Genomic DNA, 15,036 nt, shown 5'->3' with positions numbered 1-15,036 from the left:
TGGTGGTCTGCAACAGGACTAGCCCTGCGGACTGGCCTTTCCTGCCCGCAGGAAAATCCGCCCGTCCCGTTCTTTGGCCTCGATGGCGAAGCCGTCCCGCAGGGCGAAGCGTACGGACTCCATGTCGCCGATGCGGAAGTTTCCGGACAGCCGGATCGCCCTGAGCTTGGGGTCGTCAATGACGAATTCGCGGGGGGTATAGCGATTGATGTCGGCGATCACCTCTTCCAGGGGTGTGGCGTCGAACCGGATCATTCCCGAGTGCCAGGCGGTGAGACGTTCGGCGTCCACAACCGAGAGGGTCACCCGGTGTTCGGCCTCGTCCAGCCGCAGTTTCTGTCCCGGCAGCAGACTCATGTCCGGTTGCCATCCCTTGCCGTGGGCGTCTGGGCGCACTTTGACCTGCCCTTCGGTGACCACCACATCGATGCGCTGGTGCGCCCGGTGTACGCTGAACTTGGTGCCGACGACGCGCACTTCGCTGCCACCCACGGTGATCACGAAGGGGCGGCGGGTATCCCTGGTCACCTCGAAAAAGGCCTCGCCTTTTTCCAGCAGCACCCGGCGTTCATGATCGGAAAAGGCGACGCGCAGTTTCGAGTCGGTGTTGATGTGGAGCCGACTGCCATCCTGGAGGGGTATCTGGCGCTGCTCGCCATGGGCGGTGACGATGAAGTCTTCTCCGTGGAATGCCGGCAGCAGGGGCAGGGCAACGATGACCAGGGTAGCGCAGGCGGCCGCGCCCAGCACGGTCAGCATCAGGGGCCGCCTGCGTCCGGGTTGTTGGCGGTCCAGCGCCCGGTAGGCGGGCATGGACCGGACCAGATCGGGGTGGGCCTGGAGCCGCGAGGCCAGATGTCCGAGCTTGTTGCAGCGGGCATAGTCCTCGGCATTGGCAGGGCTCGCCTTGAGCCAGGCGTCGAAGGCCAGTTGCTCCTGGCGGTTGAGGCTGCCGTCCTGCATGCGCACGGCCCAGGCCTCGGCGCTGGCCGGGAGGCGTCTGGAACCGAGGCGCCGGAGCAGGGTCGTGATCAAAGGTAGTCCTTCAGGCCGACTCGGCCATGGGCCAGGGCATGGGCCATGTGCCGCTCGACGCTACGCACGGAGATATCGAGCCGATGGGCGATTGCCTTGTGGTCCATACCTTCGAAGTGATACAGGATGAATATCTGCTGAGTAAGTTCGGGGAGTTCCTGCATGCAGTATACGAGCGCGACCAGACCTTTCCGCCAGTGCAGGGGGTCATCGGGGCCATGGGTCGATGGCAGCTCTTCTTCATCCAGCTCCACATGCAGGTCAGCGGCATGACTCCTGCGGTGACGCTGCATGTCGATGACGACCGTATGGGCCGCCGAATGCAGGTAGGCATCGGCCTCTTCCCGCAGAGCGCCGGCCCGTTCCCGGCTCCAGAGCTTGAGGAAGACCTCCTGGGCGGCGTCCTGGGCATCCTCGAGATTTTGCAGCCGGCTCTGGATCAGACGACGAATTCTGCCGCCATGGCTGGCAAACAGGCGGGCCACGATGGATCCTGCCTCGGGGTGGGGCGGGGCGGGGTCAGCGGGTGCCGCCACAGACTCGGTGTGGGGTGTTGGCTCCTGAGCAGGAATCTTCTGAGCGGAGGTGTTGCGCCGACTGCGCATGGCTATGGACCCGGGCAGGCGTCACCGCATCGGTGGCGCGAAACAATGGGGCTTCAGGTGGATTTGTTGGAGGCGACCGAATCTATCAGGTTCTATGGCATGCTGGCAAATGGGTCTTGTTGAGGTGTGCGCAGGAACAGTGACTAGTACGATGGATATAGGACTGCGGCGATGGCGCTGCTGGTGGCGGATGGCGCCGGCCTTGATCTGCGCTCTCCTGGCCTGGCCCCTGGCGGCATGGTCAGGAGGCGTGGCTGCGCTGGACTTCCAGGTTCCGGCCCAGGGGCTGGCTTCGTCGTTGCGAGACATTGCCGACCGGCACCAGTTGCAGATCGTTTTCTCTGCCCGGGATGTGGCGGGGCTTGCCGCCCCCGCCTTGCAGGGACGCTACACCGTGGAGGAGGCACTGACCCGCCTGCTGGCCGGCAGTGATCTTGGCTACGCTTTCAACGGCCGCGATACGGTGGTCATCCGGGGGCGGGAACTTCCCTCTTTTCGGGAGCGCCGGGCTACGGGCATGCCGCCCCCAGCGGCCGCGGCCCCTCCCATGCTTGACGAGATCATGGTCACGGCGGAGCGCCGCCGGGAATCCCTGCAAAAAATCCCCATCGCCCTGACCGCCTTCAAGCCGCGGGACCTGGAGTATTTTCAGGTGGCCAACGTGATGCATCTGGCCGGCATCGTGCCCTCTGTCTCCGTTGTGCCCTTCGCCGGCAGCAAGGCGGCGCCCAACCTTTTCATCCGCGGCATGGGGGGGACTGACACCCAGACCACCAAGGACAATGCGGCGGGCATTTACCTGGACGGTGTGCCCGTGGGCCGGGGGACGGGGCTGGCGGCGGATATCGCCGACCTGGAACGGGTGGAGGTGCTGCGTGGCCCCCAGGGGACCCTTTACGGCCGCAACACAACGGCTGGCGCGATCAATTTCATCAATCATCAGCCGGGGCCGGATTTCTTCTTCGAGCAGCGCCTGAGCGGTGGCAATCTGGGCTTTCTGGGCACCCAGACCCGGCTCAATGTCCCGTTGGGGGCTGATGTCTTCACCCGCTTTGCCTATGTCCGCTCGATCCGTGATGGCTGGGTGCGCAACATGAACACCGCCTTGCCGGATCAGGTTGATTTCAACCGGGAGGACAAGGAGGCGGCGCGGCTGGCCATCCGCCTGCTGGCCGGGGACAGTCTGACGGTGGATTACAGCCTTGACGGTTCATCCCTGCGTTACGGCAATACCTTCTACCAGGTCATCGAGGGCGCAAGCGCACACGCCGGCCGGCAGGAGCGGACGTCTGCCGGGAAGGGGCTGTGGCCCAGCGAGGCCCGCACCTCGGGTGAGAACCTGACCCTGAACCTGAACCTGAAGGGAGGCGCGACCCTCAAATTCATCACCGCCCGGCGGACGCTGGACAGTACCGTCAACCAGAACTACATCGACAGCTTCGTGCAGCGGGCCACGCCCAACCAGAGCCAGATATCCCAAGAACTCCAGTTGATCGGGGATGTTCCGGACAAGGGCATCAGCTATGTCGCCGGGCTGTTCTATTTCCGGGAGCGGAGCAATGAATGGGTGGACTCCCGTTTCAGTGAGGCCCTGGTGGAAACCTGGTATGTGGAATCTTCCTCGGAAAGCCGGGCGGTCTTCGGCCAGGCCACCTGGCTGCCGCCCATCCTGGAGAAACGCCTGCGCCTCACCCTGGGAGGGCGCCAGACCTTTGATGAACGGGGGGCCGTCAAACGATTCATCCGCAACGACTTCGAGCCGAGTGTCACGGGCGCCGTGGTGACGTCCCGCAAGAGTTTTCGGCGTTTCAATCCGGCGCTGACGGTCGATTATGCTTTCAGTGACGAAGCCAGCGCCTATCTGCGGTTGGTGACCGGCTACCGGGCCGGGGGCTTCAACACCCGCAGCACTCTGGCAGGGTTCACCCAGGGCTTCGGGCCCGAGTCTGTTCGGGCCCACGAACTGGGATTCAAGTCAGAGTTGCTGGATCGTCGGTTGCGATTGAATCTCGCCGCCTTCTCCAACCACTACAACAATCTGCAAGTGGACCAGGTACGGGTGCCGGCATTCTTCACCGACACTCTGAATGCTGCCCGTGCAAAAGTCGACGGCATCGAGGCTGAACTGGTGGCGCGCTGGTCTGACACCCTGAGTGCCGAGCTGTTCTATTCCCGGTTGCGAGGCCGCTATCTTTCCTATCTGGACGGCGGGGTCGATCTCTCCCAGGTCAAGAAAATGTCCAATACGCCGACCCACCAGGGCCGCATCGGCCTTCAGTACGAACTGGGCAGGCATGCCCTGGGCCGGACGATTCTGGGCCTGGATTATCGCTGGCAGGGAAGCTTCTATTCCGGCCCCAACGAGTACACCTTCGTCAGGGGCTATGGACTCTGGAACGGCCGCCTGCAACTGATCGACCGCCCCCTGTCCCGGGGCCGGGTCCGGGTTGCCGCCTGGGGCCGAAACCTGACCGACCGGGCTTACATCCTGGCGGCCAACAACCTGGGTCTCATCAGTGCCCAGTTCGGCGAGCCCCGTACCCTGGGGCTGGACGTGATTTACGATTATTGAGGGGATGGCACAGGGCAAGCGACGCTGCCCGCCTCCAGGGAAGCCGCAATGGCCTCTGCCCGTTGGATTTTGATCATCCGCCCCTTTCCCCTGATCAGCAGCGGGTCGCCGAACAGTTCCCGCAACCGCCGCAAGGTGTGGCTCATTGCCGATTGCGTGATGCCCACCTTCGCCACGGCCAGACCGACCTCTTGCACTGTCGGCAGGGTATCCAGGGCCAGCAGTAGATTGAGGTCGATTTTCCTGAGCTGAATTTCATGCATGTCGATGTGCATCGTCATCATTGGGTTTCCCCTTGGGGCCTCGATAGACTGGGCTCCGGCAACAAGAGTAGTGCCCCGTGTTGCCGCCAACAATGGTCGATAGGCAAGAGGAAGGAATGAAAATGAGTGGTGACATCAAGGTTCACATCGAGACCGGCGTTGCGCTGGTGAGCATAGCCAACCCTCCGGTGAATGCGATTTCCCGGCAAATGTTGACCAGGATTACCGAGGTATTCGACTCGCTCCACCATCATCCGGGGGCGAATGTTGCCATTCTCGCCGGCACCGGCGACCGCGCCTTCTGCGCTGGCGCCGATCTCAAGGACACCTCGGAGGATGCATGGAGGACGGCGGACCATGGGCGCAGCATGCGTACCGCGCTGGAGTCGATCTATGAGTGTGCGATTCCGGTGATCGCCGCCGTGAATGGCCCGGCCCTGGGGGGCGGCCTCGCCCTCGTGGCCGCCTGCGATTACGCGATCGCCTCCGAGCGGGCTACCTTCGGCCTGCCGGAAATCGACATGGGCGTTCTGGGTGGGGCGCGCCACGCGGCACGCCTTTTCCCCATCAATGCCGTGCGCCGCATGCATTACAGTGCCATCCGCATCGACGCCATGGAAGCCTACCGCCTGGGCGCCGTGTTGCGGGTGGTTCCCCATTCCCGGCTGATGGCCGAGGCCATGGGCGAGGCGGCGATGCTGGCCGCGAAGATGCCCAGGGGGCTCAGGCTGGCGAAGGAGAACCTGAACGCCATCGAGTGGATGGACCTGAAGAACGGCTATCGCTTCGAACAGACCCGCACCGATCTCCTGTGCCAAACCCGGGACGCAGTGGAGGCCCGGGCTGCCTACCTGGAAAGACGCCCGCCGGTCTTTATCGGCGAGTGAGCTTGGCGGGTAATCCGTCGATCCTCCGTATACCACCTTGAGACGACTGGCCGTAGCGCGGGTGCCGCAGGCCGTCGTCTTCAGGGAGGCCTTCTGGCCGGCCCGGTTTTTCCAACATAGATACGGAGGATATTCGATGACTAGAAAGACATTCCGAAGGCCGGAGCGCCAGTTTTGCCAATTGACACTGGTTATGGCCCTGGCCACGGCGATTGCCGGTATGGCCCCCACGCATGCCCTGGGGGCCACTGCAAATAAGGCGGTGCCCGGGGTCGATATGTCATCCACCATGGCACTGGAGGAAATCATCGTGACGGCCGAGAAGCGTGAGGAGTCGCTTCAGAAGGTGCCAATCGCGGTTTCCGCCATCTCTACCCGCGAACTGGAAAATCTTCGTGTCGCCAATGTGATGGACATGATGAACAAGGTGCCTTCGGTCAATTTGGTGCCTTTCACCGGCAACAGGGCGGCTCCCAATTTATTCATCCGGGGCATGGGCGGCACCGACACCCAGACCACCAAGGACGGTGCCACCGGCATTTACGTGGATGGGGTGCTGGTGGGCCGCGGCACGGGCCTGGCCGCCGACGTGGCTGACCTGGAGCGTGTCGAAGTGCTGCGCGGTCCACAAGGCACCCTGTATGGTCGCAATACCTCGGCCGGTGCCATCAACTTCATCACCCGCAAGCCAGAGAAGGATTTTTCCTTTGAGCAGCAATTGACCGTTGGCAATTACGATCTCTTCGCCTCCCGCACCAAGGTCAATGTTCCGCTGGCCGAGAACCTCTACACTCGTTTCAGTTATATGCGATCATCAAATGATGGATGGGTGAAGAACAACAACGCGACGCTCTCCAATCAGGCCGATTTCAACGAGGACGAGAAGGAAGCCATGAAACTGGCCTTCCGTCTCCTGGCGACCGACAAGCTGACCGTGGATTACAGCCTGGACAGCTCCAAGCTGGATTACGGCAATCTCTCCTATCAGATCATCCAGGGTGCCACGGCGCCCAATGGCCGCCAGATGTCGGCCCCGGTCGTCAAGGGACTGCCCCTCAGCAAGGCCAATATCTCGGGGCACAACCTGACCCTGAGCTGGGATCTGGGCACTGCCGTGCTGAAGTCGATCACCGCCTACCGCAAGCTCGACAGCGAGTCCTATCAGAACTACGCGGACATTTTTACCCAACTGCGCCTGGAGAACCAGGACCAGGTATCCCAGGAGTTCCAGTTGGTGGGCGATGCTTTCGGCAAGCGGGTAAGTTATGTGGCAGGCCTGTTTTACTACAAGGAAGAGAGCGATGAATTGTCCACCTCGACCTACAATCCCACTCTGGCAGACGCCTGGTCCGTGAAGGCCACGTCGAAATCCACGGCCCTCTATGGACAGGCTACCTGGAAGCTGCCCATCCTGGACGACCGCCTGCGTCTGACCCTGGGAGTACGGGAGACCCACGACGAGCGTGAGGCCGTCAAGACTTTCATCGCCAGCAATTTTTCGCCATCTTCCAATGGCACGATCGTGCCCGGCAACAAGAGCTTCAGCAAGTTCAATCCCAGTCTGACCGCCGACTATGCCTTTACGGATGACATAAGCGGTTATGCCAAGATTGCGACCGGATATCGGGCCGGTGGCTTCAATGTGCGCAGCACGCCCAGCGGCTTTGGCCAGGGCTTCAATCAGGAGAATGTCCGGGCCTACGAACTGGGTGTGAAGTCCGACTTGCTGGACAAGCGCCTTCGCCTGAACGTGGCGACCTTCGTCAATCGCTATTCGGATCTCCAGGTGGATCAGGTGCGCACCCCCCCCATCTTCACGGACACGCTGAATGCGGGCAAGGCCGAGGTCAAGGGTGTGGAAGTGGAAGTGACGGCCTTGCTGGCCCAGGGACTGACCGCCAATGTGTTCTATTCCTATCTGGACGGAAAGTACAAGTCCTACCTGGATAACGGCGTGGAACTGGCGGATTCCAAGCACATGCCTTTCACACCCAAGAACCAGGGCGGTGCAGGCCTGCAGTACGCGTCTGGCATGACGCCTTACGGCAAGCTGATCGTCAATCTCGACTACAAGTGGCAGGACGAGTGGTATTCGGGACCCAACGCCAATACCCTGACCGATGGCTACGGTGTCTGGAATGCGCGGGTGCAACTGGCGAATATCCGGGCGGCCCAGGGCACGGTGCGGGTAGCCCTTTGGTCCAAGAATCTGACCGATCGGCAGTACCGGATCGCCACCACCAACCTTGGCCTGCTCTCGGCCCAGTACGGCGAGCCGAGAATGACCGGTCTGGACCTGATCTACGAGTATTGATCCATGGCAGCTTCGGCTGCCGGACGGCAGCCGAAGCGGGAGACGGGCATGACAACGAAGCAGACCGAACCTGTCAGTCATTACTATGATTCCCAGCGACTGAAGCTGCATTATCTGGACTGGGGAAATTCGGATGCGCCCCCGCTCCTGATGATTCATGGCGGCTATGACCATGGCCGCAGCTGGGATGACATGGCTCGGGACCTGTGCCAGGATTTCCATGTCTTGGCTCCCGATCTGCGAGGCCATGGGGATTCCCAGTGGGATAGCGGCGGCGCCTACCTGTTGCTCAATTTCGCCTATGACATCGCACAATTGGTAGAACGCTTGGCCGTTCCCTCGGTGCGCATCATCAGCCATTCCTTCGGTGGCTTTGTCAGCCTCGTCTTTGCCGGCCTGTTTCCGGAACGGGTGAGCCGATTGCTGGTCATCGATCCCTTCATTCACTACTCTCCCCAGCGGCTTCAGTCCCAGGCGGACACGCTGGCGGCCGACTTGGCCCTGGAGTGGGTGGAACGAGTGCGCGAAGCCAACCGGCGGGTTCCCCGCACCTATGGCACCCTGGCCGAGGCCGAACAAAGGTTGGGCCGTGAACACCCTCATCTGTCGCCGGATCAAGTTCGCCACCTGACGCTCCACGGCACCCGTCGGGACGAGACAGGGGGCTACCGCTGGAAGTACGACCATCACTACGCCGGCATGCCTCCCCAACTGCTGGCCGGTCCCGAGTGCATGTCCCTATGGTCCCGCATCGCTTGCCCTGTCCTGTTCATCCGGGGTGATGAGTGCAGCGAGGCCTCCGACCCCGGACGCAACGGCGCCTTGGCGCATTTCCGGGACGCCCATTCCACCACCCTGCCCAATGCGGGCCACTGGGTGCACCATAACCAGCTGGAGCAGGTGCTGGCGCTTTCCCGACAGTTTCTGGCGGCCTAGCACGAGTTTATCGGTTCGTCCCATAGCGGGACTCGGGAGGTTACTTGGCGGGTTTGCCCGGGACCAAGCGTATACCGTCATGGATGGCCGACGAGGAGCCTGCTGGCCACCCCCGCTTTCCTTGCCTATGGCTTAGGAGCGGGTATCCACATCTAGATGGAGACTATCTATGGACTTTCCCCAGCGTCGTACCGTTCCGGCGACCCATCGCCCATTGTTGTTGGTTGTGGCGATCACCTCAGCATTTTCGTCTTTCGGCGCCGTCGCCGTTGAAGGTGGTGCGCCGATTGATGAAGTGATCGTCACCGCCCAGAAGCGTGCAGAGCGCTTACAGGATGTTCCTATCGCCATCAGTGCGATCAGCGGTGGCCAGATCGAGGCCCGGGGAATTTCCAATGTGTTGGACCTGAAGGCCCTGGCCCCCAATCTCCAAGTGAGCAAGTATCCCACCAGCAATGTAACTTCCCAGGTGGCCCTGCGCGGTGCGGTCACCTTCAACGGCGCCATGTATTGGGAACCCAGCGTGGGCATGTATCTGGACGGCGTTTATCTGGGCAAGGCCGTGGGTTCCGTGCTTGATGTTGTTGACGTGGATCGGATTGAAGTCTTGCGTGGTCCCCAAGGGACCCTATATGGCCGCAATACCATGGCCGGCGCGGTCAACCTGATCACCCGCAAGCCCAGCGGCACCCTGAGCGGTTCCCTGGGGGTGGAGGTCGGCAACTACGGCTACCACACCGAGAAGCTCTCCCTGGACCTGCCCAAGTTCGGTATCGCCAGCGTTTCTCTGGGATTGCGGACCGAAAAGCGCGACGGTCTGGTGGAGACCACCGCTGGTAGTTCGGTGAGCGAACTGGATACACGCAATAAGACCGGGGCACGGATTGCGGTACTGCTGGATTTTTCCCCGAGCTTCCAAGCGGACTACCGCTATGACTACAGCCGGGTTCACCAGACGCCGCCCCATAATCAGCTGTACCGGATGACCGCTACCAGCGGCCCCCTGGCTGCGATGGCCCCTTACGTGGCCCAGGACTGGCAGCGCAGCGCCAGTATCGACTACCCGTCCTACGAGCGGATTGCGCTGCAGGGTCACGGCGTGACGCTGACCTGGAAGCTCGACGACCGCAATACCCTGAAATCGATCACCTCCCGTCGGACCCTGAGGAATGACGACTCTTATGATCTGGACGGTACGCCGGTGAGAATCGCCACCGGCGCCCGGATCGCCGATTTCAGTCAGCTTTCCCAGGAGTTCCAGTGGGTCGGCAGCACGGACCGCCTGAATTACGTGGCCGGTTTCTACTACTACAAGGACAACGGCTACACCGTCAATCCTCATGTGTTTTACTTCGGCACCGATAGTTCCGAATATGGTTTCGGCGCTCAGGCCAAGTCGCTCTATGGACAGGCGGACTACAAGCTGACGGATGCCTGGAGCCTTTCGGCCGGCCTGCGGCGAACGGAGGAAACCAAGCGCGGTTCCCGGTTCAAGTCCATCACCGGATTCGGCACGGCCATCCCCTACGTGGAGGCAGAGGAATCCTTCGCCGCTACGACGCCCATGGTGTCCCTGGCCTACAAGTTCAACGACCGGCTCAATGTCTATGCCAAGTATTCCGAAGGCTTCAAGAGCGGGGGCTTCCAGGGTGAGGCAGGCACTGCTGCCGAGGCCTTGATTCCTTTCAGCCCCGAGAAGCAGAAGACCTACGAGCTGGGCGCCAAGATGACCTCGGTGGATGGGCGGGTGCAGTTGAATGTGGCCCTGTTCCAGAATGACATCCAGGATATGCAGATTTCCCGCTTCACCGGCCTGCCCGGGATTTCCGTGATCCGCAACGCGGGTAAGGCGACGGTGAACGGCCTGGAGGTCGAAGGTACCTATGTGCCGGTGGACGGTTTGAAGTTCCAGTTTGGTTATGGCTATCTGGATGGCAAGTACGACGAGTTCATGGAGGCCCCTGCGGCCAATCAAGCTATCAGCAATGTGGCCAGCAATCGGGCCTTTCCCCATGCGCCCAAACATACTTTCAACCTGAGCGTGGATACCCGGCTGGGGCGGTCAGCCCTGGGGATCTGGCGCGGGATTGCCGACTATAGCTACACCTCGTCCTTCTATGCCTATCCCTACCAACTGACCACCGTGGATCCCAGCCGCGCGACGGCCGGCAACACCAAGGTTCAGGGCTATGGACTGTTGAACCTGCGCTTGGTGCTCTCCAATATTGCCCTTGGTGGGCCGGGCTCGGCGGATGTGGCGCTTTGGGTGAAGAATGCGACGGACAAGCAGCAGCCGGTGAACTTCATTGACTTCGGCCCCGGGTTTTCCAACCTGACTACGGCCTACTACCTGCAGCCGCGCACCTACGGCGCCTCACTCAACTATCGCTGGTAACCCCGGGCGCCCGGCCAGCCTTTACTGTTGGCCGGGTGCTCAGTTGCTCAGATGGTGGCTGATGGTCCGGTGCAGGTGGGCCGACAGGTGGCGCCGATCCAGGCCGGTACTGGCCTGTGCCGGTAGCACCGCCACCTCCACCACCAGTCCCCGGCTGGCGGCTATGGAGCATAGGCATTGCAGCAGCGTCATGTCATCCACATAGGCCGGGGCTTCGCTCCGGTTTCCTTCTTGATCCAGATAACGCAGGGTCACGGGTGTGACCGGCGTGCCCGTGTCGATGGCCGCCTGGAGCAGGGCGCTGTGAAAGGGCAGCACCGTGTCGCCCCGGCTGGTGGTGCCCTCGGGGAAGACTGCCACCCGCTTGCCCGCTGCCAGACGCTGCACCAGGTTTTCCCGGGCCCGTTGGGCTGCGGCCCGGCTGCCCCGTTCCAGGAACAGGGTGTCGGCGTGGCGGCACAGCCAGCCGATCAGGGGCCAGTGAGCCACTTCGTCCTTGGAAACGAAGCCGGCGGGCATCGCTCCATTGAGGGCGAAGATGTCCACAAAGGAAATGTGATTGGCGACGATCAGGCCGGAGGTTGGCGGCAGACCCCGGTAACGGGCCTGGATGCCGAGGACACGCAACAGCCCCCGAGACCAGGCTTGTTTGAAGCGCTGACGATGAGCCTCGGACCAGAAGGGGGAAAGCAGGGCCACCATCAGGGCGCCACCCAGCAGATGCAGGGCGGCGCCCAGCAGGCGGAGCGGAATTCTCAATGGGAAACGCGAGTGACGCCGCCGCCGGTGAGTACCCGCACCCGTTCGCCGGGGCGGAAGACTTCATCGGCTTCCTGGGTCACGGCGATCAGGCTGCCGTTTTCCAGCTTGACGGTGACTTCGACGCCATCCTTCTGGGTGCTGCTGTTTTCCAGGGCGCCACCGGCGATGCCACCTGCCACGGCGCCGAGTACGGCGGCCACGGCCGAGCCCTTGCCCTGGCCCACCTTGGAGCCGGCGGCGCCACCGATCACGGCGCCGGTCAGGGTGCCAACGCCGGATTTGTTGCCCTCGATCTTCACGGGGCGGGCGCTTTCCACCACGCCCAGGCGCACCATCATTTCATGACGGGTCTGGCTCTGACCATAGACTCCGCCCGAACTGGTGTTGGCGCAGCCCGAGAGCAGGGTCAGGGTGGCGAGGGAGGCAGCGGCGATGAGGCTTTTCATGGATTTTCCTTTACCAGGGTTGTTCGCCGAAGGCCGCCTGATAACGGGCGGCGATGTCGGCGCGGGATAGCTTGTGATTCTGCCCACCGCGATGGGCGATCTTGATGGAACCCATCAGGGAGGCCAGGCGTCCGGTCTTTCCCCAGTTCCAGCCCTGGGCAATGCCGTAGAGCAGACCGGCCCGGTAGGCATCGCCGCAGCCGGTGGGGTCCACCACGCTATCGGGTTTAACGCTGGGGATTTCGTGGCGTTGACCATCGGCATAGATGTGGGAACCTTCTCCTCCCAGGGTTACGATCAGGGCCTGCACATGGCTGGCCAGTTGTTCGAGGCTGCAACCCGTGCGGTCGCAGATCAGCTTGGCCTCGTAGTCATTGACCGTGCAATAGCTGGCGAGTTTCAGGAACTCCAGCAATTCCTCGCCATTGAACATGGGCAGGCCCTGACCCGGATCGAACACGAAGGGAATGCCGGCCTCGTGGAACTCCCGGGCATGGCGCATCATGCCTTCGCGCCCGTCGGGGGCCAGGATGCCCAGGCCGACGTTGGTGGCTTCGGCCACCCGGTTCTCGTGGGAATGGTTCATCGCCCCCGGATGGAAGGCGGTGATCTGGTTGTCCGATAGGTCGGTGGTGATGAAGGCTTGGGCGGTGAAGCTGCCCGGCATTTCCTTCACATGGCTGGCGTCCAGCCCCAGCTGCTTGAGCCGGTGCATATAGGGCGCGGAATCGTCGCCCACTGTGGCCATGATCAGAGCATCGCCTTCCAGCAGGCGCAGGTTGTAGGCGATGTTGCCGGCGCAGCCGCCGAATTCCCGGCGCATCTCGGGCACCAGGAAGGCGACGTTGAGGATGTGGATCTGGTCGGGAAGGATATGGTTCTTGAAGTGGTCGGGAAACACCATGATGGTGTCGTAGGCCATGGAGCCGCAGATCAGCGTGCGCATCGGTGATAGTTCTCGTCAGGGGAAATACAGGTAGAGCCGGTAGCCGGCTGCGGGCAGGTCGCCCACGTCCAGGGTCAGGTTGAGGGCCAGTTCACTGTTGGCGGCGAAGCCCTGGGTCGGATCGGTGCCTGGGGGCAGGTAGTCCGGGGGGGGTAGGGAGCGCACCAGCAGGGCGGTGTCGGCGGTGTCGGTCAGGGTGACTTCCAGGTGGGGCAGTTCCTGGTTGAAGGGCGCCCGGTTGCGCAGACTCATGACCAGTTGCAGGCGGCCCTTATGGCGTGGGTCTGGATGCAGGTCCGAGGTCTCGATGCCCAGCAGGTCGGCGCGGCGGGGGCGGGGGACATCGCAGCCCAGGGGGGCGCAGGCGGCCTGCAGCAGGGGCTTGAGCCCGGGCTGGAGCACGGCCAGTTCGACCCGGAAGTGCAGCAGGGTCTGGGCCGCCAGGGCCAGCAGGGCGAGGGTCAGGCCGAGGATCCAGGGCCAGCGCCGGAGGGGTTTGGGCGGGGACAGGGCGATCCAGGGCGGCATGTCTGGAATGTCGGCGCTGACCGTCGCCGCCGGCGCGGGTGTTGCCGAATCCGGGGCGGGGGCTTCCTCCGCTGGCATCGCCAGGGTTTCGGTCGGGATGACTCCGCTGGGCGCTTCCTCGACCTCCTGCGTCAGCGCCTCCGCCGGGCTTGCCGACGGGGGCTGTTCCAGGGGCTCCGTCGGGGGAGGCTCATGCTCGGCGACCGGGTCGAGTTGGTCAGATATGGATTCAGGCGCCGGGGAGTCGGGAGCGGACAACGGTTTCTCGGTTGCCGGAGAAGTGTCGGTCGTCGCGGCGGGCACCGCCACCAGAGGTTCCTCCACCAGGCTGTCGAGGGCGTTGAATACATGCTGGCACTCGCCGCAACGCACCTTGCCCTGACGGGCCTTCAACTGTTCCGGGGTGATGCGGAACGTGGTGGCGCAGTCGGGGCAGCGGGTCAGCATCACGGGCGATGGCCCTCCAGTCGGCACCAGCCTTCATGGATTGCCCCCACTTTCAGGCGGATATGGGGCGCGTAGGCCTCGATCACCTGCCCGGCCTGGGTTTCCAGCACACCGGAAAGCGCCAGATATCCGCCCGGCGCGATCCGGTCGGAGAGCAGGGGGGCCAGTACGCACAGGGGATTGGTGAGGATGTTGGCCACCACCAGATCGAAGCGCTCGTCCAGGGCTTGCCGGGAATGGCGCAGGGGCAGGGCGACGCCGTTGCGCCGGGCATTTTCGGCGGCGGCTTCCAGGGCCTTCTCGTCGATGTCGACACCCAGCACCGAACCTGCTCCCAGCCGGGCGGCGGCGATGGCCAGGATGCCCGAGCCGCAGCCGTAGTCGAGCAGGCTAAGTTGTGCGCCATGGCCGCCCTTGATCCGGTCGCAGAGCCATTGCAGGCAGAGCCAGGTGGTGGGGTGGGAGCCGGTGCCGAAGGCCATGCCGGGGTCGAGACGCAGGTTAATGGCGGCGCTGTCCGGAACGTCGTGCCAGGAAGGCACGATCCAGAGCCGGTCGTTGATACGGATGGGCTCGAACTGGGACTGGGTCAGTTGCACCCAGTTCTGTTCCGCCACTTCCTCGAACTCGAATTCGGGCAGGTCCGTCAGGCCCGCCGCCTGGCAGGCCGCGGCCACCCGGCCGGGCAGGTCGTCGCCGGGATCGAACAGGGCGATCACCCTGCTTTGCTCCCACAGGGGAGTGTCGGGGCTGCCCGGTTCGCCGAACTGGGGAGTTTCCTGGTCCGTGCCGAGAAAGGCGTCCTCGACGCTGACCGACAGCGCACCTTGCTCCATCAGCGCCTCGGACAAGGCGTCGGCGTGGGGCGCGTCAGTCAGCAGCGAGACATTGACCCACACG

General features: G+C 63.1%; 13 protein-coding genes. 5 read left to right on the top strand and 8 right to left on the bottom strand.

Annotation, left to right across the window (positions count from 1 at the left end; translation table 11 throughout):
* Positions 1-18: 18 nt before the first annotated feature.
* Together DENOEST_RS16765 and DENOEST_RS16760 are read right to left on the bottom strand one after the other, a co-directional pair.
* Positions 19-1,035 carry a FecR family protein gene (locus tag DENOEST_RS16765; RefSeq protein WP_145769411.1) on the bottom strand — a complete coding sequence of 339 codons (1,017 nt, stop codon included), beginning with the start codon at positions 1,033-1,035 and terminating at the stop codon, positions 19-21.
* The gene (locus DENOEST_RS16760) at positions 1,032-1,640 is read right to left on the bottom strand and encodes an RNA polymerase sigma factor (RefSeq protein ID WP_145769410.1); all 609 of its coding nucleotides are present in this window, start codon (positions 1,638-1,640) and stop codon (positions 1,032-1,034) included. Before DENOEST_RS16760 ends, DENOEST_RS16765 begins: the two co-directional genes overlap by 4 nt.
* A gap of 151 nt (positions 1,641-1,791) precedes the next feature.
* Between DENOEST_RS16760 and DENOEST_RS16755 the strand changes: the two genes are divergently transcribed.
* On the top strand, positions 1,792-4,212 hold the full coding sequence (locus tag DENOEST_RS16755; protein ID WP_170228090.1) for a TonB-dependent receptor domain-containing protein: 2,421 nt from the start codon (positions 1,792-1,794) through the stop codon (positions 4,210-4,212).
* Here the strand turns inward: DENOEST_RS16755 and DENOEST_RS16750 are convergent.
* Positions 4,206-4,496, bottom strand: a complete 291-nt coding sequence (locus tag DENOEST_RS16750) for a helix-turn-helix domain-containing protein (protein WP_145769408.1) — start codon at positions 4,494-4,496, stop codon at positions 4,206-4,208. The genes DENOEST_RS16755 and DENOEST_RS16750 overlap by 7 nt on opposite strands.
* 101 nt (positions 4,497-4,597) lie before the next feature.
* Between DENOEST_RS16750 and DENOEST_RS16745 the strand changes: the two genes are divergently transcribed.
* The 4 genes from DENOEST_RS16745 to DENOEST_RS16730 all read left to right on the top strand — a co-directional run bounded on the left by DENOEST_RS16745 (position 4,598) and on the right by DENOEST_RS16730 (position 11,007).
* A complete protein-coding gene (locus DENOEST_RS16745) occupies positions 4,598-5,362 on the top strand; it encodes an enoyl-CoA hydratase-related protein (protein ID WP_170228089.1) in 765 nt (254 codons plus the stop codon).
* 181 nt (positions 5,363-5,543) lie between these two features.
* Positions 5,544-7,676: a TonB-dependent receptor gene (locus tag DENOEST_RS16740; protein WP_170228088.1), complete on the top strand. Its 2,133-nt coding sequence runs from the start codon at positions 5,544-5,546 to the stop codon at positions 7,674-7,676.
* A gap of 48 nt (positions 7,677-7,724) precedes the next feature.
* The gene (locus DENOEST_RS16735) at positions 7,725-8,612 is read left to right on the top strand and encodes an alpha/beta fold hydrolase (RefSeq protein ID WP_170228087.1); all 888 of its coding nucleotides are present in this window, start codon (positions 7,725-7,727) and stop codon (positions 8,610-8,612) included.
* A 169-nt stretch (positions 8,613-8,781) separates the two neighbouring features.
* Positions 8,782-11,007: a TonB-dependent receptor gene (locus DENOEST_RS16730; protein WP_145769404.1), complete on the top strand. Its 2,226-nt coding sequence runs from the start codon at positions 8,782-8,784 to the stop codon at positions 11,005-11,007.
* Between the two features lie 39 nt (positions 11,008-11,046).
* On the opposite strand, the gene DENOEST_RS16725 is transcribed toward DENOEST_RS16730, so the two are convergent.
* The 5 genes from DENOEST_RS16725 to prmA are packed head-to-tail and all read right to left on the bottom strand — an operon-like array spanning position 11,047 to position 15,035.
* A complete protein-coding gene (locus tag DENOEST_RS16725; RefSeq protein WP_145769403.1) occupies positions 11,047-11,766 on the bottom strand; it encodes a lysophospholipid acyltransferase family protein in 720 nt (239 codons plus the stop codon).
* A complete protein-coding gene (locus tag DENOEST_RS16720) occupies positions 11,763-12,215 on the bottom strand; it encodes an outer membrane lipoprotein (RefSeq protein WP_145769402.1) in 453 nt (150 codons plus the stop codon). The genes DENOEST_RS16725 and DENOEST_RS16720 overlap by 4 nt, the downstream gene beginning before the upstream one ends.
* Positions 12,216-12,225: 10 nt before the next feature.
* Positions 12,226-13,161, bottom strand: coding sequence for a carbohydrate kinase family protein (locus DENOEST_RS16715; RefSeq protein WP_145769401.1), 936 nt, complete (start codon positions 13,159-13,161; stop codon positions 12,226-12,228).
* 15 nt (positions 13,162-13,176) lie between these two features.
* A complete protein-coding gene (locus DENOEST_RS16710) occupies positions 13,177-14,136 on the bottom strand; it encodes a DUF3426 domain-containing protein (protein ID WP_145769560.1) in 960 nt (319 codons plus the stop codon).
* On the bottom strand, positions 14,136-15,035 hold the full coding sequence (gene prmA / locus DENOEST_RS16705; protein WP_145769400.1) for a 50S ribosomal protein L11 methyltransferase: 900 nt from the start codon (positions 15,033-15,035) through the stop codon (positions 14,136-14,138). The genes DENOEST_RS16710 and prmA overlap by 1 nt, the downstream gene beginning before the upstream one ends.
* Between the last annotated feature and the right edge of the window lies 1 nt (position 15,036).

It is taken from the genome of Denitratisoma oestradiolicum (genome assembly GCF_902813185.1).
Lineage (GTDB): Bacteria > Pseudomonadota > Gammaproteobacteria > Burkholderiales > Rhodocyclaceae > Denitratisoma > Denitratisoma oestradiolicum.
Note: the sequence above shows the minus strand (reverse complement) of the source record. Positions and strands in the feature narration are given on the sequence as shown.

What these genes read in the sequence shown, in the direction of transcription:
- DENOEST_RS16760 (WP_145769410.1), bottom strand. Translation starts at nt 1,640, where the DNA reads ATGCGCAGTCGGCGCAACACCTCCGCTCAGAAGATTCCTGCTCAGGAG.
- DENOEST_RS16755 (WP_170228090.1), top strand. Translation starts at nt 1,792, where the DNA reads ATGGATATAGGACTGCGGCGATGGCGCTGCTGGTGGCGGATGGCGCCG.
- DENOEST_RS16750 (WP_145769408.1), bottom strand. Translation starts at nt 4,496, where the DNA reads ATGATGACGATGCACATCGACATGCATGAAATTCAGCTCAGGAAAATC.
- DENOEST_RS16745 (WP_170228089.1), top strand. Translation starts at nt 4,598, where the DNA reads ATGAGTGGTGACATCAAGGTTCACATCGAGACCGGCGTTGCGCTGGTG.
- DENOEST_RS16735 (WP_170228087.1), top strand. Translation starts at nt 7,725, where the DNA reads ATGACAACGAAGCAGACCGAACCTGTCAGTCATTACTATGATTCCCAG.
- DENOEST_RS16730 (WP_145769404.1), top strand. Translation starts at nt 8,782, where the DNA reads ATGGACTTTCCCCAGCGTCGTACCGTTCCGGCGACCCATCGCCCATTG.
- DENOEST_RS16720 (WP_145769402.1), bottom strand. Translation starts at nt 12,215, where the DNA reads ATGAAAAGCCTCATCGCCGCTGCCTCCCTCGCCACCCTGACCCTGCTC.
- DENOEST_RS16715 (WP_145769401.1), bottom strand. Translation starts at nt 13,161, where the DNA reads ATGCGCACGCTGATCTGCGGCTCCATGGCCTACGACACCATCATGGTG.
- DENOEST_RS16710 (WP_145769560.1), bottom strand. Translation starts at nt 14,136, where the DNA reads ATGCTGACCCGCTGCCCCGACTGCGCCACCACGTTCCGCATCACCCCG.